Origin of the sequence: Actinoplanes sp. NPDC051470, from assembly GCF_040682035.1 — a bacterium.
Lineage (GTDB): Bacteria > Actinomycetota > Actinomycetes > Mycobacteriales > Micromonosporaceae > Actinoplanes.
In genome coordinates this window covers 1-20,142 of record NZ_JBFBAA010000032.1, presented here as the reverse complement: position 1 = coordinate 20,142, position 20,142 = coordinate 1, and the positions used below count along the sequence as shown (strand labels likewise).

Sequence of the window (20,142 nt, the reverse complement as noted above, 5' to 3'; positions counted from 1 at the left end):
GGTGACTTCGTGGTCAGCGGCAGGGTGGGTCGTAGGGAAGTTGTGGGATGTACCGGTGCCACACCTCCGGCGTCACAACGTTGCGCGTCCTCGCGCAGATCCGGGTGATGGCGGCCTCGGCGTCCAGGTTCCACAGGCGGACGGTGTTGTCGGTGCTTGCCGTGGCCAGGGTGTAGCCGCCGCCGGCGAACACCAGGGAGAGGATGCCTGCGCGGTGTCCGGTCGCGATCTCTCCCGCGGCGCGGGGGTCCGCCGGGTCGCGGACGTTCCACAGGCGGACGGTCTTGTCGCTGCTCGCGGTGACCAGCAGCCGCCCGTCCGGGCTGAACGCGATCGCGTTGATGGGCTCCGTGTGGCCGGTGAGGGGGCGGCCGAGCGCGGTCGGCCGGTTCGGGTCGCTCAGGTCCCACAGGCGGACGGTTCGGTCGTCGCTCGCGGTCGCGAGTCTCCGGGTGCCGGGCGCGAACACGGCCTGGGTGACCGGGCCGTGGTGACTGGACAGCGTGTTCGCGAACGGCACGGGGTCGGCCGGGTCGCGGACGTCCCACAGGCGGACGGTCTTGTCGCTGCTCGCGGTGACCAGCAACCGTCCGTCCGGGCTGAACGCGACGGAGTTGACGTAGCCGGCGTGGCGGGGGAGGAGGGTGCCGAGGGCGGTCGGGCGGTCGGGGTTGTCGATGTTCCACAGCTGGACTGTCTGGTCGTCGCCGGTCGTGGCGAGGGTGTGCCCGTCGGGGCTGAAAGCCACCGGCGCGGTGTACCGGTTCCGGGTGGTGATCGGCTGCCGGAACGGAACGGGGTCGGCCCGGTCGGTGACGTTCCACAGGCGGACGGTCCCGTCGTTGCTTGTCGTGGCGAGGGTGTGTCCGTCCGGGCTGAACGCCGCGGCGAACACCATGCCGCGGTGTTCGGTGAGGGGCCGGCCCAGGGTCACCGGGCGGCCCGGGTCGGCAATGCCCCACAGGCGGACGGTCTGGTCGTCGCTCGCGGAGGCGAGGGTGTCTCCGGTCGGGTCGGTGGCCACCCGGACGACGCTGGCCCGGTGACCGGCGAGGATGCCGGGGGGAAGCGACCAGATGCGGGTGACACCGTCGGCGCTGCCGGTGGCGACTGTGCGCCCGTCGGGGCTGAACGCCACGGCGAACACGATGCCGGTGTTCGCCGTCAGGGGTGGGCCGAGCTGGGTGACGGCGGATGGGTCGGCCAGGTTCCAGAGCTGGGTCGTGCTGTCGACGCTTCCCGAGGCGAGCACGCGCCCGTCCGGGCTGAAGGCGACCGACCACACCGGTCCGGTATGCCCGATGAGCGGTGCGCCCAGCGGCACCGGACGGGTCGGTGCGGTGACGTCCCACAGACGGATGGTCTTGTCCTTGCTGCCGGTGGCGAGGATGCGGCCGTCGGGGCTGAACGCCGTCGTGTGGATGAGCTCGCCGTGGCCGGTGAGCGGTCGGCCCACGGCTGTGGGACGGCGTAGGTCGGTGACGTTCCACAGCCGGACGGTGCGGTCGTCTCCCGCGGTGGCCAGCAGCCGTCCGCCGGGGCTGAACGCCACCGACCGTACGGCCGCGGTGTGTCCGGCCAGCGGAGTGGCCCGTGGCACCGGGCGGGCCGGGTCGCGCAGGTCCCACCATCCGACGGTGTGGTTCTCGTTGGCGGTGGCCAGGGTCTGCCCGTCGGGGCTGAACGCCACCGAGTAGACGGTGCCGCCGGCTCCGCCGAACGGCGCGCCGACGGGTGACGGGTTCGCCGGGTCGTCGACGTTCCACAGACGGATGGTCCGGTCGTTCCCGGCCGTGGCCAGAACGCGCCCGTCCGGGCTGAAGACGGCCGACGTGACCCAGCTGGTGTGGCCGGTCATGGGTTTGCCGAGCGGCGCCGGGCGGGTCGGGTCGCGCAGATCCCAGAGGCGGACGGTGTTGTCGTAGCTCGCGGTGGCCAGAACCCGCCCGTCGGGGCTGAACGAGGTCAGGTACACGGCTCCGGAGTGCCCGGGCAGCGGCGTGGCGAGGGGCGTGTTCGTCGAGGAGATCAGCCGCGCGTATACGTCCCGGTCGTCTCGGCGCAGCCGGTGCGCGACCAGGTTCAGCTGGGCCGACAGGGACTGGTCGGTCGCCTGCAGCCGGTCCGCCTCGGAAAGGACCTGCCGGAACACCGCCTCGTCGCGTTGCCGGACCGCGAGCACCGCGGCGGCCACGGCGACGATCGTGGCGACCGCCAGCGCGGTCGCGGCGCAACGCCGGGCCCACGTCGCCCGGCGCCTCTGGCGGGTGGACGCGGCGAGGAAGTCGCGGGCCGCGATGGTCAGTTCGTCTTGTGTCGCCGGGGTGACCTGGTACCGCGCGGCCTCGAGGCGTGCGCCGCGGTAGAGCTGTGAGGGGTCCCGGCCCGTCCGCCGCCAGGCCGCGGCGTCTTCCTCCAGGCGTTGGCGGGCCAGGCTTCCGGCGCGGTCCTGGTCGATCCACCGCCGCAGCCGTGGCCAGGCGCGCAGCAGCGCCTCGTGGCTGATCTCGACACACCCGTCGTCGAGGGTGATCAGGCGTTCCCGGGCCAGTACCTCCAGTGCTTCCGCAACGGCCCCGTCGGCGGGTTTGGCCAGGTCCGCCGACGAGGTCCGCCGGCGCGTGTCGCGCGTGTCCTCGCCGACCCGGACGAGACGCAGGAGCAGCCGGCGCGCGGCCGCCTGCGCGTCCGGGCCGAGCTGTTCCCAGGCCCGCTCGCCGGTCGCCGCCACGGCGCCCTGGATGCCTCCGGTCGCCCGGTATCCGGCGACGGTGAGCCGGCCCGCCTGCCGGCGTTGCCACAGGGCGAGCAGCGTGTGTGACAGCAGCGGCAGGGCGCCCGGCTCGTAGGCGTCCCCGCCGCCGAGATCGCGTAGCAGCACCTCCACGAGTCCGGCCTCCGGGCGCACGCCCACCGCCTTCGCCGGGCAGGTGATCGCGTCCCGCAGCTCGGCCGAGGTCATCGGACCGAGCACCATCTGGCGGTCCTGCAGCGCGCCGGCCAGCTCGGCGTACTCCAGGCAGCGGGCGTAGAAGTCGGCCCGCAGGCCCAGGACCACCACGGCCGGTGCCGATCCGCCCGGACCCGGGGGAGTGCACGCCGCGTGCAGAGCGCGGATGAACGTCGACCGGCGGGCGTCGTCGCGGCAGAGGGTGAACGCCTCCTCGAACTGGTCGGCGACGAGCACCAGGCGCGCTCCTGGCCCGGCGAGCCGCTCGGCGTACGCCGCACACGCCGCGCGTACGCCGGCGGCGAACTTCTCTCCCGGCGTGTCGATCGTCTCGTCGAGGGCTCGCGACAGGTCCGGGATCTGACCGGCGAGAGCCTTCACCGGATCCGTACCCGGGACCAGCAGCACGGCCGGCCAGTTCGCCGATCCGTCGGCCGGCAGCCTCCCACGGGCCAGCGCGGGGACGAGTCCGGCGCGCAGCAGGGAGGACTTTCCCGAGCCGGACGCTCCGACCAGCGCCACGATCCCGCCGGTCGTCAGGGCGTCGCCCAGCCGGGCCACGAGATCCCGCGTGGCCCGCTCCCGGCCGAAGAAGCGTCCGGCGTCGTCGGTGCCGTACGCGGCAAGCCCCTGGTACGGGCACAGGCCCGCGTCGTCGTCACCGGACGGCTCGCCGGGCGAGGTGTCGCCGGCCGGGCTCGCCAGGGCCTCCGTCCACAGTGTGCGCCACGCATCGAGGTCGTAAAGGCCGGTGACGACCGGGCGGGCCCGCCGCTCGCGGGCCTGCCCGATCAGGAAGTGCAGCACCGTGGCCAGAACGGTGAACCGGGCGGGAACGTTCCGGCCGCTTCTCCAGTCGCTGACCCGCTGCGCCGACACCCGCACGCCCTGGCCCCGCTCGTCGGTCCGCCCGGCGCCGGCGACCGACGCCGTCACCCGCTTGAGCGGTGGGTTGCCCGCCTCGGCGTAGAGCAGCGCGAATCGATCGGCGAACGTCTCCCGCTGCTTCATACTCATGACCTGCCGATCCGGTCGCGGCCTACACCGTCACTCTCTCAGCAAGAACTGGCACGTGAGTGAGCTAATCCACGAGGTGGGCGAGACCTGGTTGAGCCTGCCGAGGATGGATGCGACCGGATCGTGGTCGTAGGGGATGCTGCCGCCGGCCATGGCGCAGAAGTAGGTCTTGCCGTTCTTCAGGTACCCGTATTCTATTTCCCATTCGAGTTCGTCGATCCGGCTGGCCTGGCCGATCGCCAGTTCCATGGCCGCTTCGTTGCCGGCCTTCAGGTTGGAGACCTGGCCGCTCAGCTTCAGCTTGTCCTTGATCAGGCCGTCGATCACGCCGTTCTGACCGTCGACGTAGCCCAGCAGCTCGACCACGTTGGACCCGGCCCAGGAGCGCACGCCCTTCCCCGCGTCGATGCCACCGAGAACCTTGTCGGCGTACCCGGGCTGGAAGGCGTGCCGCACCAGCTTGTCGATGACCCCGCGGTAGTACACGGCCTTGCCGCGCCAGTACGTGGCCTGGCCCTTCCAGTACATCGCCTGGCCGCGCCAGTACATGGCCTGCCCACGCCAGTAGTTGGCCTGATTGCGCCAGTAGTTGACCTGGCGGGTCAGGGACGCGACCCGGACCTCGAGCTGGTCGATGATGCTCTGCTGCTGGCGGATGAAGCTTTCCAATGAGCCGATGTACGTCAGCAGTTGCTTGATCGCGTTCTGGTTCTCCAGGATGACGTTCTGAAGGTCACCGATGATGCCGCCGAGACGCTTGACCTCGTTGACGAGCCGGGTGTTGGCGCTGACCAGAGAGTTGACCTGACCCTCGAGAACGGAGGTGTCGAGGGGGGAGAGGCCGGACGGGTCGCTGAGCGTGGTCGGGTTGCCCAGGCCGTACGCATAGGGATTGAGCGTCTTGGGTTCGCTGGTGTCGTAGAGCGGGTCGGGTGAGATGAAGATTCCGGCGGCGGCGTCGTAGTAGCGGGCGTTGAGATAGGAGAGGTCCGTCGAGGCGTCCTCGACCTGGCCGAGGAAGCCGCGATCGGTCTGGAACGTGCCGGTCTCGTGCCGGACCGCGCCGTAGGGCCCGTACTCGCGCTGCGCCGTGGCCGGCTGTCCGGGAGCGGTGACGGCGGCCTCGACCGATCCGGCTTCGTTGGCGGCGAGGTATTGCACCCCCGCCGGCGAGCGGGTCGCGATCGTCTCTCCGTTGAGCCCGTACGGGCGCACCGCCGTCACCCGCGTGCCGTCGGCGTTGGCGGTGATCTCGTGGCCGGCCCAGTACAGCGTCGCTTCCCCGGCCGTGCGCCGCAGGAGGCGCTGTCCGGCGGGATCGTAGACGAAGCTCGTGGTCTGCCCGGCGTGTTCGACCGACGTCAGGCGCTGCTCGGCGTCCCACGTGAATGTCTCGGCGGTGGCGCCGGTGCCGCGGGAGACCAGGTTGCCCGTGTCGTTCCACCCGTAGGTGTCGCCGCCGACGGACGTCGGCGCGTGCGCCCGTGGCCGGCCGGCCACGGGATACTCGTACCGGGTCTGCGTGCCGTCCTCGGTACGTGTGTCGAACCGCCCGTCGACGGTGTACGCGTACTGGTGGACGTAGGGCCGCGAGCCGCCGCCGGGCGTGGCCGTGGCACAGTCGGCCGATCCCGACACGGCGGCGCCGGCAATGGTGTGGGCGGCGACGAGCCGCTGGCGTGCGTCGTACCGGTAGCACTCGCTCCAGGACGCCGCGGCGACGTCGCCCTGCCAGACCTCGCGCTCGGCCAGCCGTCCGGCCTTGTCGTAGCTGAGCCGGTCGGCGCTGACGAGGCTGTGGTTCCAGCCCGCCTGGGCGGTGCGGACGTAGGTCGCGATGCCGTCGCGTTGCTGGTCGGCGTTGTAGCTGTAGGTGCGCAACACCAGGTGGGTGGTGCCGGGCTGGTCGGGGCCGCGGGTGGACTGCGTCAGGCGTCCGCGGTCGTCGTAGACCTCGCCCCGGACATAGGCCTCCAGGCCGCTGGTCATCGTGCTGGGCAGGCCCAGGCTGTCGTACGTCGCGGTCACGGTCTCGGCCGGAAGGCCGCCGACGGCCGGAAGGGTCGTGGTCACGACCTGGTCGGCGCGGTTGTAGGTCTGGGCCAGCGGGTAGGTGCCGGACAGCCCCGGAATGCCCGCCGGAACGGTCAACGTCCTCGACGTGACGCGGTTCTTCACGTCGTAGCCGGTCACGTCGGAGACCCAGTCGCCGGTCGCGGTGTGGCGGACCTCCTTGTCGAACAGCCCGAGTTGCCCCGGAGCGTCGAAGAACCACGACGCCGTCCTGGTGCCGGTCGACGGCGCGCCGATCCAGCGCTCGCGGGCCCGGTTGAGCGGGTCGTAGACAGTCGAGACGGTGGTGCCGTTCCCGTCGGTGCCGGCCGTCTGGTTGCCGGCGTCGTCATAGGTGAACGTAGCGGCGCCTCGGTCGGGATCGGCCTGGCCGACACGCCGGCCGGCGAGGTCGTAGGTGTAGGTGACGACGTTTCCGGCCGGGTCCGTCACCCGGGTCGGCCGGTCGGCGAGGTCGTAGGCGTAGCTCGTGGAGACCCACCCGGTGCCGTCGTGTTCGGCGACCCCGACTGTGCGTCCGAGCCCGTCGACGGTCTGCCGCACGCGGTTGCCCTCCGGACCGGTGACGGTGACCGTGTCGACCGCGTATCCGGTGGTCGTGGTGTGGACGAGGTCGGTGGACCGGTACCGGTCCTCGGTGGTCTTGCGGCCCAGGACGTCGTAGCCGTATTGGGTGCGGTTGGCCCAGGCGGCCACCGTCAGCAGGGTGCCGGGAGTCCCGGTCACGGCCTGGGGCGCCGTCTCCGCGAGCGTCAGGCCGCGTCCGTCGTAGGTGGTCTCACCGACCAGCACCTTCCCGGCGGCGGGCGACTGGGACTGGGCCTGCCGTTCGCGGCCGAGGCCGTCGTAGACCGTCCACGTGTCGATGAACCGCACGTCGGCGCCGGTCCGGGCCGCGGAGACCAGCTGACGTGTGCGCACCGAACGGTTCGGCATGTCATAGCTGTAGCGGAACGACGGCTCGGCGAACGCCAACGGCGCGTCCGGCAGCGACACGGTCTCCATACGGCCGAGCCCGTCGTAGCCGTACCGCGTCACGGTGCCGTTCGGGTCGGTGATCTTGGTCGGGACGCCGTACTGCTGGAGGTAGTCGGTGACGGTCGTGTGGCCCAGCGCGTTGGTCACCTCGATCCGGTTGGGGATCAGGCCCAACTCCTGCACGGTGCAGTCGGTGTTGCGGCACGCCTTGTAGACGGTCCGCGTGATGCCGCCGTTCGGATCGGTGACCTGGGTGGGGCGGCCCCAGTCGTCGAACCCGGTCCGGGTCTCGGCGAACCTGGTCCCGCTGATGCGGGTGCGCTGGAGGGTGGGGTTGCCTCTCGTCGGTGCGGCACCCACCGCCAGGCCGTCGTACGCCGTCTCCGAGTACGACACGACCTTCGCCGGGTCCGTGCCGGCGCAGTCGGTGCCCGCGACGACCTTGTTCGTCGCGGGATAGTTGAACATCCCGGCCGCCGGATTCTCGGCGTAGGAGGTCGCCGTGCAGCGTTCGTCGCCGCCGACGTCGGCCCAGCCGTGCTCGGTGCTCGTCGCCGGCTGGAGGCGCGCGGTGTACGTCGTCTCGCCGCGGCGCTCCCGGAACTGACCGGGTGCGCTGTACACCTTCTCGACTGTGCTGACCACACCCGCCCACCGGGGCCACCGATGCTCGGCGACACCGCCGGGAAGGTCCGGCTGGGTGACCCGCACCTCGTACCCGTACGAGGTCGACTGCGACCGTTCCTCGGCTGCACCGGGCAGCGGACTCAACCTCTCCTGCTGCAGGACCCGGCCGGCCAGCGTGCGCTCGTCCCAGAAGCTGTTGCCGTCCAGGTCGTTGATCGGAACGTCGCGTTCGTCGAGTTCATAGCCGCCCCCGCCGACCGGACGCAGGACCTTGTCCTTGTGCATCCCGCGGAACACCCGCGTCCTCGTCCTCGAGGTGCCCTTGACCGTCAGCACGGTCGCGTAGCCCCGCCAGTTGGCCCACGCCCACGTCGCGTCGTACCCGGTCCAGGCGTCGAGCACGTAGGACCACGCCGGGGCGTCCTCGTAGGTGTAGTCGGTGCGTATGTTCGCACCACCATCCATGGGCATGTCCGTGACCGAGCCCACCAGGTACTTGTGGAACACCCCCCGCCGCGTGGTCGGCGGGTTGCCCTCCTTGACCGACTGCGGGAAGCAGTCCATGGCGTGCAGGTCCCACCGGTCCGCCGGAGCGGTGTAGTTGGCCGGGCAGGGCCGGCTGTGGCCGTAGCTGACCCGCGTCTCACCCCGCAACTCGTTGACGATGCGGGTCAGCCGCCAGTTCTCCATCGGGTCCCGCCCGGCGGCCCGGTCGGCGTCGACCCGGTTGGCGTACCGGCCGTAGACGAGGTCAACCGCCGGTCTGGGCAGCAGGCTGAGATCGCCGTCCCCGTCGGCGTCGGCCAGCCCCAGCGCCTGGATGTTCGTCACCAGCAGCTTGGGATAGGCGTTGGTGCTGTCCTTACCCCATCCGTGCGTCAGGTTCCATCGCATGACGGGCTTGTACGTCTGGCCGAGCCGGACCTCGGAGTACGCGTAGAGGTAGCGCCAGGGGTTGAAGAACGTCGGCGAGTACGTCGTGCAGGCGCTGGAGCAGATCAGGTCGTTGGGCGTGTCCGGAAACGATTCGCCGTTGTTCTTGTTCGGCGCGCTGGTGCACGAGTCGCCCAGCGCCGCACACCGGTACGCGTGTTCGAACACGATGCGCGCGGGCGCCGCGATGCCGCCCCGGCTGCCGTACTCGATGCTCGTGAGGATGGCGCTCGGGTTGTAGGACTCGTCGACACCCAGCCCCTCGACCGACCGGTACCGGTTGCCGTACTTTTCGTACCGGTACGTTGCGGTGTTTCCGTTCGGATCGACCACCCGGTCCAGCATCCAGCGCCAGGTCTGCTTGCACGACGACGTGGCGTAGCAGGGCTCGCCCGGCGAGTCGGCGACCACCGGCACGAGCAACGACGCGTCGATGCGCTGCCCGAAGAAGTACTGCGTGCCGTCGACGGCGGTCACCTTCCAGTACTCCCCGTCGTTGTCGCCGTTGCCCGAGGCGCCGGTCAACCGCTCGACCCGCCAGCCCTCGTCGTACTGGACCGCCCACCGCGACGCCGCACCGTCCAACGGGAACATCGCACCGCTCACGCCGGCGAGGGAGATCGTTCCGTTCTGGCCCTTCCAACACAGGTCCCGCGTCGGTACGTGCTGGGCGTTGATGCACGGCTCGTACCGGCGCTCGATGAACCCGCCGGCAATGTCGCCCCATCCCAGACCGACCGGGCTGCCCTGCGGGTTGGTCGCGTTGGTCAGGCCGTCGATCGAACCCGAGGAGTAGCTCAACCCCAACTGCGGCGCACTGCCGCTGGGTGGCGCGGGCAGCGACAAGGGATAGCTCCAATTGAACTCCCCGGACCCGGGCGCCACCTGCCACTCACCTACGACCGACAACGGCGTCGCACCGTACGTGCCGGTCTCGCCCGCGACATCGGCCGTCACCGCGAAGACCGCCGACCGGTCGTCGGATCCCGCCTGCCGGCCGGCGCCGCCGGGCGGCGCCGATGCATTTCCGCCGGGCGGCACCGGGGTGGTCGTCGCCGGCGCCGCCAGGTTGTCGAGCCGGGCGGTCAGCGTGTCCGTGTCACGGTTGTTGCGCGTCGTCAACGGGACGCCCCGGACGTCGCAGCCCCGCGGCACCGGGTCGAGCACCGCGCAGTCCGGTAACGCCACCACCCGCAGGCGGTCGGCGTAGCCTCCGCCGTACGCGTTCTCGAACCCCGAGTAGTCGATCGCGAGATCGACCGGCCCGGCCCCCTTGGCCATCACGCCGTTGCCACCCGTCGAGGGATCCGACACGGTGAAGACGAAGCCCGACATCCCGAGCCGATCGGCCGTGGCCTCGGCGTGGATCTCGATCCGCAACAGCCCACCCGCGGCCTTCGCGCCCGCGTCGCGGGCGTCGGTGACCCCGACCGGGCCCGCCCGGCCCCCGGTCACGGCGGCGGACCGGCCTGCCGCCCGCAGGTCCACCTCCCAGCGACCGGGCTCGGGGAAATCGACCGTCGCCGGCCTTTCACCGACCGGCCGGGCCACCGGCGCCACCGACGACGCCGTCCACGGCAGTTGGTCCGGACCGCGCCTCGGCTCCAGCCGCGCCGGTTCGCGCCGCTCGGGCGAGCCGTCCGGGCGCCCAGGGGCACTGGGATCCACCGGAGACATCACGGAGGAAAGGAGCGTGGAAACTACCAAAGCGGTGACCGTACGCAACACGACGTCGCCTCCCGGACCAAGGTGAGCCAGCCAGATTCCCGATGCGCGCGACATCGACAGATTCCGATCACATCCACCTCGGAACCTGAACACGAATCACGATACGGACGGCCACGGACCGCAAACAGCGACGAACGGCGATGCCCGTGGTCGGCCGGCGAAGTGCCTGGTCGGGACGTCCCACGGGTTTTCCGGTCCGGACACCACGGAGAGGCCCAGCTCCAAGAGTGACCAGCCGGCTGCGAACCATCCGGTTTGGAGCGTTGGCCGGCCGCACGGCCGGGGTCACTCGCCGGGCATCTGCTCGATGTCAGAAGTGTGCCATCTTCATCGAGCCACTACGAAGGTTGGCAGAACTCTGACGTCGCCATACCGAAGTATTGCCGCCAACTTTCAGGGAAAATGCTCCTCGCCTGGTCCGGCGGCTACAGAGTTGGAACATCTGAGAAATGTCAGAGCAATGACTTTGAGTCAATCTGCTCTCACCTCGTCAGTTGGTTGCACCCCTGCCGGCAGCAGGGGGCGGGAGCTCGGGACACCTGCATCCGCACTACCCCGGCGTCACACCCCTTCCCCGGAACGGAGTTCTCACATATGTCCATCACCAGCAAGCGGCTACGCGCGCTCGTGGTCACGGGCACCATCGGGATGACCATGGCCCTCGTGCTCACCGGCTGTGGCGCCCGAGCCGGCGACGACACGCCCGGCGGCGGGTCGGCTGCGGCGGCCAGCTGCGTCGACTCCTCCGGCAGCACCATTAAGCTCGGCTTCCTCAACTCCCTCACCGGCGGCATGGCGATCTCTGAGAAGACCGTCTCCAATGTGCTGCACATGGCCGTCGACGAGATCAACACCGGCGGCGGCATCCTCGGCAAGAAGATCGAGTACGTCCAGGAAGACGGCGCCACCGACTGGCCCACCTTCGCGGAGAAGACTGAGAAGCTGCTCACCCAGGACTGCGTGGCCGCGATCTTCGGCGGCTGGACGTCGTCCTCTCGCAAGGCCGTGAAGCCGGTCGTCGAGAAGCTCAACGGGCTCTTCTTCTACCCGGTGCAGTACGAGGGTCTCGAGTCGTCGCCGAACATCTACTACACCGGTGCGACCACCAACCAGCAGATCATCCCGGCGATGGACTTCCTCGCCTCGAAGGGGGTGAAGAAGCTGTTCCTCGCCGGCAGCGATTACGTCTTCCCCCGCACCGCGAACGCGATCATCAAGCTCTACGCGGCCAAACTCGGCATCCAGATCGTCGGTGAGGAGTACGTACCCCTCGACAAGGACGACTGGACCAGCCAGGTGGCGAAGATCGTGGCGGCCAAACCCGATTTCGTCTTCAACACCATCAACGGCTCGTCGAACGTCGGCTTCGTCAAGGCGTACTACGACGCCGGCCTCACCCCCGCGACGACGCCGATCATCTCGGTGTCGATCGCCGAGGAGGAGGCGCCGGCCATGGGCCACGAGGTCACCGGCAACTACGCGTCCTGGAACTACTTCCAGTCGCTCAAGACCGACACCAACCCCAAGTTCATCAAGAGCTGGAAGGCCTACCCCAAGAGCAGCGGCGTCACCTCGGACCCGATGGAGGCCGCATACATCTCGCTCTACCTGTACAAGGCACTCGTCGAGGCGGCCGGCTCGTTCGACGTCAACGCGGTGAACGCCGCCGCGAAGAAGAACACCATCACGTTCGACGCACCGGAGGGCAAGGTCACGCTCGACGGCGAGAATCACCACATCTCCAAGCCGGGCCACATCGGCCGGATCAACGCCGACAACCAGTTCGACATCGTCTGGGCCTCCGACACATTCATCGAGCCCGACCCGTACCTCGAGGGCTACGACTGGTTCCCGGCGGACATCCGCAAGCAGCTCGTGGGCGCGGCCGGCTGATCGCCCGACCCCCACACGGACGCGGGGTCGCGTGTCGCCCGTGGCATGCGACCCCGCACTGCCCGCCCCTTTTACAGAGAGCGAACGCACGTGGACGTACTGATCCCACAGCTGCTGAACGGCAGCGCGCAAGGTGCGCTGCTCCTGCTCGCCGCGCTGGGCCTGTCACTCACCTTCGGCCAGATGGGCGTGATCAACATGGCCCACGGCGAGTTCCTCATGATCGGCGCCTTCACCGCCTACCTCGTCCAGCACGTCATTGCCTCCAGCGACCTGTCGATCCCGGTCGCGCTGCCGGTCGCGTTCGTCGTCGCCGGCCTGTTCGGCCTCCTGCTCGAGGTCACCATCATCCGGTGGATGTACCGCAGGCCCCTCGACACCCTGCTCGTCACCGTCGGTGTCGGCCTGATCCTGCAGCAGGCGGCGCTGCAGATCTTCCCGTCCCAGGGCGTCCCGGTGGAGAAGCCCGGCTGGCTCGACGGGCAGCTGAACAGCTTCGGCTACAACTGGCCGCTGCGGCAGCTGTTCACCATCCTGCTCGCGGCCGTCTGCGTTGCCGCGCTGGCGGCCTGGCTCAAGTACACCTCGTTCGGCCGCCGCATCCGGGCGACCGTGCACAACCGGGACCTTGCCGAGACGACGGGGATCTCCACACGCACCGTTGACCGCCTGACCTTCTTCGTCGGGTCGGGTCTGGCCGGGGTCGCCGGCGTGGCCGCGTCGCTGATCGGCGGCACGAACTCCCAGATGGGCGCGCAGTACATCATCCCGGCCTTTCTCGTCGTCGCCGCCGGCGGCATCGGCCAGCTCAAGGGCACCATCATCGCCGCGTGGGCGGTGGGCGTCGCCCTCTCGTGCTTCGCCTACTGGACGACCGGCAGCTTGGCGCAGGTGCTCGCCTTCATCCTCGTGATCGTCTTCCTGCAGCTGCGCCCGCAGGGCCTGTTCACGGTGCGAACCAGGAGTCTGGTATGACCAAGCTGAAACCATGGCTTTCCCTCGGCGGCATCGGGGTGTTCGCCGTGCTGCTCCTCGCGGTCGCTCCCCTCGTGCTCACCGATCACTGGCTCAGCAACCTCGGCAAGTACTGCTGCTGGGCCATCGCCGCCGTCGGCATCGGCCTGGCGTGGGGCCGAGGCGGAATGCTCGTGATGGGGCAGGGGGTGTTCTTCGCCGTCGGCGCCTACGCGATGGCCATGCACCTCACGCTGGAGACCGCCGGCGACCGGGTCCCGGGTTTCATGGTGCTCTACGACCCGCTCGCGCCGCTCCCGGTGTTCTGGGAGCCGTTTCGCAGCGACGTGTTCACCCTGCTGGCGATCGTGCTGCTCCCGGTGATCCTGGCCGGCATCCTCGGCTACGCGCTGTTCAAGCGCGGCGTGAAGGGCGCGTACTTCGCGATCCTGTCGCAGGCGCTCGCCGTCGCGCTGGCCACCCTGATCAGCTCCACGATCCGTGAGACCGGCGGCGACACCGGGCTCAGCGACTTCAAGTACTTCTTCGGCTTCGTGCTGAACGACCCGGCAAACAAGATCATGGTGTACGTCATCGCCGCCGCGTTGCTCATCGTCTGCCTGCTCGCGGTGTGGCAGTTCTACCGCAGCCGCTTCGGTGAGCTTCTCGTCGCGACCCGGGACGCCGAGGAGCGCGTGCGTTTCCTCGGCTATGACCCGGCCAACGTGAAGCTCGTCGCCTTCGTCGTCTCCGCGCTGATGGCAAGCATCGGGGGAGCGATGTTCGTGCCCATCGTCGGCATCATCACTCCGGCCGAGATCGGCGCCGCCGCCTCGATCCTCATGATCGCGGGTGTTGCCTTCGGCGGCCGTGCCTCGCTCTTCGGCCCCGCGCTCGGCGCGATGGCGGTCGGATGGGGGCAGTCGAGCCTCGGTTCGACCTGGCCCGAAGGATGGGTCTACATCCTCGGTCTGCTGTTCATCGTCGTCATTCTCCTCCTGCCCAACGGGCTGTCGTCGCTGCCGGCCAGGTTCGCCGCAATGCGCCGGAGCCCTGAGCGGCAGCCCGCCCCGGCGATCGCCGCCGCAGAGCTCGAAGAGGTGAGGTCATGACCGACGCCTCGCTTGTTGTCACGGACCTCCATGTCGAGTTCTCGGGCTTCGTCGCGGTCGGCGGCGTCTCCTTCGACGCGCACCGCGGCGAGGTCCGGTTCCTCATCGGCCCGAACGGCGCCGGCAAGACGACCTGCATCGACGCCATCACCGGGCTGGTCCCAGCCACCGGGTCGGCCAGGCTCGGCGAGAGTGAGCTGCTCGGAAAGCAGGTGCACAAGGTCGTCCGCCTCGGCGTCGGCCGCACCTTCCAGACGGCGAGCGTCTTCGAGGAGCTCACCGTGCTCCAGAACCTCGACATCGCCGCCGGACTTCATCGCTCCTCGGCCTCGCTGCTGAGGGCCCGTCGTGGCACCGACGTGTCGATCGAGCATGCGCTGGAGGAGACCGGACTCGGCGGCGAGCTCGCCACGCCGGCCGGCATCCTGTCGCACGGCCAGAAGCAGTGGCTGGAGATCGCGATGTTGCTCGTGCAGGACGCGAAGGTGCTGCTCCTCGACGAGCCCGTCGCCGGCATGACCCAGGACGAGCGCACCGCGACCGGCGAGCTTCTGCAGCGCATCGCGGCGAAGCGGATCGTGCTCGTGGTCGAGCACGACATGGACTTCATGCGCCGCTTTGCCACGCGCGTGACAGTGCTGCACCAGGGCAAGGTGCTCTCGCAGGGCACGGTGGCCGAGGTTCAGGCCGATCCCCAGGTGCAGGAGGTCTACCTCGGCACCGCGGGCGCCGCCACCACAGCCGCCATGTCGGTCGTACCCGAACCGCTTGGCGTGACGCAGAAGCCGAGGGAGGACTGACATGCTGGAGCTCACCGACATCGAGGCCGGCTACGGGCGCACGCGGGTGCTGCACGGCGTGACGGTGCCGTCCGGCAACGTTGTGGCCGTGCTCGGCCACAACGGGGCCGGCAAGACGACCCTGCTGCGTCTCGCGATCGGCCTCATCAAGCCGTCGAAGGGCCGCGTGGTGTTCGACGGCGAGGACGTCACGTCGCTCGCCCCCAATCAGCGCGTCGCCCGCGGCATGGCGTACGTACCGCAGGGTCAGCAGTCGTTCGGCCAGCTCACCACGCTGGAGAATCTGCAACTCGCCGCCGACGGACGCCGGGGCGGCAAGGCCCTCATCGACGCGCAGATGGCTCGCTTCCCCGCGCTGGAGCAGTTCGCCGCCCGGAAGGCGGGCCTGCTCTCGGGCGGGCAGCGGCAGCAACTCGCGATCGCCCGCGCCCTCATCACCGTCCCGAAGTTGCTGATACTTGACGAGCCGACCGAGGGCATCCAGCCCACGATCGTCGCCGAGATCGAGCACACCATCATGCAGCTGGCCGAAGAGGGCATCAACGTGCTGCTCGTCGAGCAGCACATCGGCTTCGCCCTGGAGGCCGCCGACCACTACGTCGTGCTCGCCTCGGGCCTCGTCACACAGACCGGAGAGGGCGGCAAGGCCGCCACCTCCACCGTGCGAGCCGCCATGGTGATCTGAGCCGGCATGACCCATGCCCGCAATGCCCTCGTAACACCGGACAGCGACGATTCCCCAACGCAAGGTGCCTTAGGGGATGCCACTGTGTCGACGGACAACGCTCGCGCGGCCGCAGAGGACAGCCTGGAGGACTACGCCTTCCGCTATGTGCCGCGAACGTTCCGGCGCTGGAGCGCGGCCTCCGTCGGTGCGACCGCCCTCGGGTCCATCGCGTTCCTCGCCGACTTCTCGATCGGCGCGAGCATCGGCATCGATCACGGCACCTCAAACGCCGTGCTCGGTATCGTGTTCGCGTCGGTCATCATCTTCATCGTCGGCGTGCCCGTCGCCTACTACGCCGCCCGCTACAACCTCGACCTCGACCTCATCGCCCGCGGCTCGGGATTCGGCTACTACGGCTCGATCATCACGACCGTTGTCTTCGCCGGCTTCACCTGCATCTTCTTCGCCCTGGAGGGCGCCATCATGGCGCAGGGCCTGCGGGTGGCGACGGGGACGCCGCTGTGGCTCGGCTATCTCATCTCGACCGTCGTCGTGATCCCGATCGTCATCTACGGCATGCGTGCGCTGGAGCGCCTGCAGTTCTGGACCACGCCGCTGTGGCTCGCCCTCGCCCTGCTGCCACTGCTGTGGATCGTCGTCTCCGACCCGGAGGCGGTGCGCGCCTTCACATCGTTCACCGGCAACTCCGACGGCTCGATCAGCCTCAGCGCAACAGTTTCGAGTGCGGCCGTGTGCTTTGCACTTACCCCGCAGCTGGCGGAGCAGATCGACTACATCCGTGCCATGCCGCCGCGCACGCCGTCGAACGCTCGGTCGTGGTGGACGTCGTTCGTGTTCGCCGGCCCGGGCTGGGTCGTCTTCAGCGGCATCAAGCAGGTGATCGGCGTGTTTCTCGCCGTCTATCTCCTGGTGAAGATCGATCCCGCTCTCGGACACCAGACGGCCGAACCGGTCAGGCAGTTCGTCGAGATGTACCGGACCCTCGTCCCCGACTGGCTCGCGATCGTTCTCGCCCTGGTGCTCATCCTGGTCGCGCAGGTGAAGATCAACGTGACGAACGCGTACTCGGGCTCGCTCGCGTGGTCGAACGTCTTCACCCGGATGGCGAAGCACTACCCGGGTCGTACGATCTTCGTCCTGTTCAACCTCGTGATCGCGTACGCGCTCATGATGCTGGACGTCTTCACCCTCATCTCCTTCGTGCTGAGTCTCTACGCGAACGTCGTCATGGCGTGGCTCGTGACGATCGCCACCGACATCGCGATCAACAAGTGGGTGCTGCGCATCTCGCCGCGTTTCCCCGAGTTCCGCCGCGGCATGCTGCACGACTGGAATCCGGTCGGGCTCGTGTCGGTCGGGCTCGCCTCGGTGCTGTCGCTGCTCGCGTTCGCCGGGCTGCTCGGCGCCGCCGTCAAGCCGTTCTCGGTGCTCATCGCGATCGGCGTCGCGATCGTGGCCACGCCGGTCACGGCCCTCGCCACACGGGGGCGCTACTACCTGCGCCGCCGCTCCGACGGCATCGAGTCCCCCCGGTTCGACGAACACGGCAACCCCTCGGGCGAGCGGCTCCGCTGCCACGTCACCGGGTACACCTTCGAACGGCCGGATATGCTGGCCTCGGCCGAGAGAGGACCGCACGGCGAGGTCCAGTACGTCTCGTCGCTGGCGCTCGCGCTCGACGACTCCGATCGCTACGTGCTCCCGCCAGAAGTCACCGGGCCCCCGCACTGAGCGGCCGCCCGAAAGAGGGAGAAATGATGGAGGAGCCGGTCGACACCGCGACCGCGATTCTCGCGAGCGCCGCGGTGCTGCTGCGCGAGCGTACGTTCGACGACATCTCCTATCGGGCCCTCGCCGATGAGGTCGGCATCTCGGAGCGCACGATCTACCGCCAGTACCCCACGCGCGCTCACCTGCTCGCCGCCCTCTCGAACTGGATCGAGCAGACCTGCTTCCCGCTGCCGCCGTTCGTGACCGTGGCCGACTTCTGCGCCGCCGTGCACGAGCGTTTCCGGGCCTTCGACGCGTCGCCCGCGTACGCGTACGTCGGCGCACGGGCGTCCGCGATCTCGCCGACGCTCGACGCCGAGCCGGCCTACATCACGCGTGCGATCGAGGCGATGCTCGACGTGGCGGCGCCGACGCTCAACCGACGGGACCGGCGGCGGGTCGCGGCAGCCCTGCGCTACTTCTCCTCGGCGATGTTCTGGGCGCGGCTGCGCACGGGCTTCGACCTGGACGCCGGCGAGATATGCGACGCGTTCGACCGCGCCGTGAGCACCGTGCTCGCGAGGCTGCCCGACGCGACCTGGGCGAAGCCGTGACCGGGTCGATGGCCGTCCCGGCGCTGAGCGGCACGCAAGCGGCGATCCTCGGCGCCTACGCCGAACTGATCGAGGAGGTCGGCAGCGACGACGTGTCGTACCGGGTCATCGCGCGCCGGGCCGGCATCGCCGAACGCACGGTGTTCCGCAACTATCCCACGCGCGTCGACCTGCTGCTGGCGACCGCGGCGTGGATCGAGGCGACGCTGTTCGCCCGCGAGGAGTCGCATTCGATCTTCGACATTCCCCTCGCGATCCGTGACGCGATGCAGCGTTACGACGCGCGGCCGGAGCTCGCGCACGTCGTCGCCGAGACGGCGATGCGCGGCGTGAGCGGCGCGTCGCCGTCGCCCGGCCGGGCGCAGCTCGAGCGGCTGCTGGATGCCGAGGTGCCATCCCTCGACGCGGCGCAGCGCAGGGCGGTCATCGCGGCGCTGTCACACCTCGACTCCGTCGGGACCTGGGTGACGCTCCGCCGCGAGTTCGGTATGGACCAGCGAGACATCGCCGACGCCGCCGCGTGGGCGGCGGAGGCGGTGCTCGACGGCATCCGCGACCGTGTCACCCCTTAGGGCTCGACGATGAATTAGCTGGTCGGCGGTTTTCATGATCGGCTCGTTGGGTTTGGTGTGATGAGTGAGGATGCCTTGGCGGTGAAGTTGGCTGTTTTGCGGCCGCATCTGGATGAGCGGCAGTGGCGGTTGCTGCTGGGTGCCGAGGCTGTGGCGATCGGCCGTGGCGGGATTGCGCTGGTGGCCCAGTTGTCGGGGTCCTCACGGACCACGGTGCAGGCCGGGGTGGGTGAGGTCCGTGCCGGTATCGAGCCGGATGGGCGGGTGCGGGCGGCGGGTGCGGGCCGGCCTTCGGTGGAGCAGAGCCAGCCGGGTATCGCTGAGGCGTTGGACGCGTTGGTCTCGCCGGAGACTCGCGGGGATCCGATGTCGCCGTTGCGGTGCACGACGAAATCTTTGGCTCAGTTGATGAAAGGCTTGTATGCCAGGGGTTTCACCGCCAGTAAGAAGACCGTGGCCCGGTTGCTGAAGCAGGCGGGGTATCGGTTGCAGGCGGTGTTCAAGACCAAGGAAGGCGCTGGACACCCGGATCGTGATGCCCAGTTCGCCCAGATCAACGCTCTCGCCACCGTGTTCCTGGATGCCGGGGATCCGGTGATCAGTGTGGACACGAAGAAGAAGGAACTGGTCGGTGAGTACGCGAAAACCGGACGGGAATGGCAGCCGACCGGTCGGCCTGTGCAGGTCAACGGTCATGACTTCCCCAGCGGGGTTCCCCGGGCGATTCCGTACGGGGTGTACGACATCGGCGCGGATACCGGATTCGTCACCGTCGGGGTGGACCACGACACGGCTGCTTTCGCGGTCAACGCGATCCGTACCTGGTGGGATTCTGTCGGCCGGGACCGGTATCCGCACAGCAGCCGGTTGTTGCTGACCGCGGACTGCGGCGGCTCGAACGGTAACCGGCTACGGGCGTTCAAGGTCGAGATCGCCGCGTTCGCGGCGCAGACCGGGTTGCAGATCACGGTCTGTCATTTCCCGCCCGGTACCTCGAAGTGGAACAAGGTCGAACACCGCCTGTTCTCGTTCATCTCGATGAACTGGCGCGGCCGGCCACTGACTGACTACCAGGTCATCGTGGAGACGATCGCCGCGACCACAACCGAGACCGGGTTAACCGTCGCCGCGGTCATGGACACCAGCCAGTACCCCACCGGGATCCGAGTCAGTGACGCACAGATCAAGGCTGTCCCGGTCCAGCGATACGCCTTCCACGGCGAGTGGAACTACGTCATCCATCCTGGACCGATCCCAGAAACCCTACGAGACCAGACAATCAACCTCGAACCGACCAGCTAATTCATCGTCAGGCCCTTAGACCCTGGTAAATAAGGGGTTCGGCACGAGGCTGGGTCTGGCGGAGATCGACGATCCTGCCCGTTTGCGGCGTGTCGAGCAGACACGAGGAAGGGCCTCCGGTACGAGCAAAGGCGACTAAACCAGCAGCTCGTAACACCGAAGGCCCAACCCTGTCTGTATACCTCGTCGCT

11 protein-coding genes are annotated in these 20,142 nt (G+C 69.2%); 9 read left to right on the top strand and 2 right to left on the bottom strand.

The annotated features are described in order from the left end of the window. Positions 1-13 precede the first annotated feature (13 nt). Together AB0M54_RS38365 and AB0M54_RS38360 are read right to left on the bottom strand one after the other, a co-directional pair. Positions 14-3,967, bottom strand: coding sequence for an AAA family ATPase (locus AB0M54_RS38365; RefSeq protein WP_364476841.1), 3,954 nt, complete (start codon positions 3,965-3,967; stop codon positions 14-16). Positions 3,968-3,997: 30 nt separating this feature from the next. Next, positions 3,998-10,246: an RHS repeat-associated core domain-containing protein gene (locus AB0M54_RS38360; RefSeq protein WP_364476839.1), complete on the bottom strand. Its 6,249-nt coding sequence runs from the start codon at positions 10,244-10,246 to the stop codon at positions 3,998-4,000. A gap of 654 nt (positions 10,247-10,900) precedes the next feature. Here AB0M54_RS38360 and urtA point away from each other — a divergent pair. From urtA to AB0M54_RS38315, 9 genes are all read left to right on the top strand, one after another. Continuing rightward, positions 10,901-12,199 carry an urea ABC transporter substrate-binding protein gene (gene urtA, locus AB0M54_RS38355; RefSeq protein WP_364326364.1) on the top strand — a complete coding sequence of 433 codons (1,299 nt, stop codon included), beginning with the start codon at positions 10,901-10,903 and terminating at the stop codon, positions 12,197-12,199. Between the two features lie 90 nt (positions 12,200-12,289). After that, positions 12,290-13,174 carry an urea ABC transporter permease subunit UrtB gene (urtB, locus tag AB0M54_RS38350; protein ID WP_364476837.1) on the top strand — a complete coding sequence of 295 codons (885 nt, stop codon included), beginning with the start codon at positions 12,290-12,292 and terminating at the stop codon, positions 13,172-13,174. Further along, positions 13,171-14,265, top strand: a complete 1,095-nt coding sequence (gene urtC / locus AB0M54_RS38345; protein WP_364326675.1) for an urea ABC transporter permease subunit UrtC — start codon at positions 13,171-13,173, stop codon at positions 14,263-14,265. The genes urtB and urtC overlap by 4 nt, the downstream gene beginning before the upstream one ends. Beyond that, positions 14,262-15,065 (top strand): urea ABC transporter ATP-binding protein UrtD, encoded by an 804-nt coding sequence (gene urtD, locus AB0M54_RS38340; protein ID WP_364476835.1) that lies wholly within the window; start codon positions 14,262-14,264, stop codon positions 15,063-15,065. Before urtC ends, urtD begins: the two co-directional genes overlap by 4 nt. A gap of 1 nt (position 15,066) precedes the next feature. Further along, positions 15,067-15,750, top strand: coding sequence for an ATP-binding cassette domain-containing protein (locus tag AB0M54_RS38335; RefSeq protein ID WP_364326356.1), 684 nt, complete (start codon positions 15,067-15,069; stop codon positions 15,748-15,750). 6 nt (positions 15,751-15,756) lie between these two features. Beyond that, positions 15,757-17,484, top strand: coding sequence for a hypothetical protein (locus AB0M54_RS38330; RefSeq protein WP_364326353.1), 1,728 nt, complete (start codon positions 15,757-15,759; stop codon positions 17,482-17,484). 23 nt (positions 17,485-17,507) lie between these two features. Then, entirely contained in the window at positions 17,508-18,077 is a 570-nt protein-coding gene (locus AB0M54_RS38325; RefSeq protein WP_364326350.1) for a TetR/AcrR family transcriptional regulator, read from the top strand. Between the two features lie 8 nt (positions 18,078-18,085). Continuing rightward, positions 18,086-18,649 (top strand): TetR/AcrR family transcriptional regulator, encoded by a 564-nt coding sequence (locus AB0M54_RS38320; protein ID WP_364326347.1) that lies wholly within the window; start codon positions 18,086-18,088, stop codon positions 18,647-18,649. A gap of 60 nt (positions 18,650-18,709) precedes the next feature. Then, a complete protein-coding gene (locus AB0M54_RS38315; RefSeq protein WP_364476833.1) occupies positions 18,710-19,951 on the top strand; it encodes an ISAzo13 family transposase in 1,242 nt (413 codons plus the stop codon). Positions 19,952-20,142 lie beyond the last annotated feature (191 nt).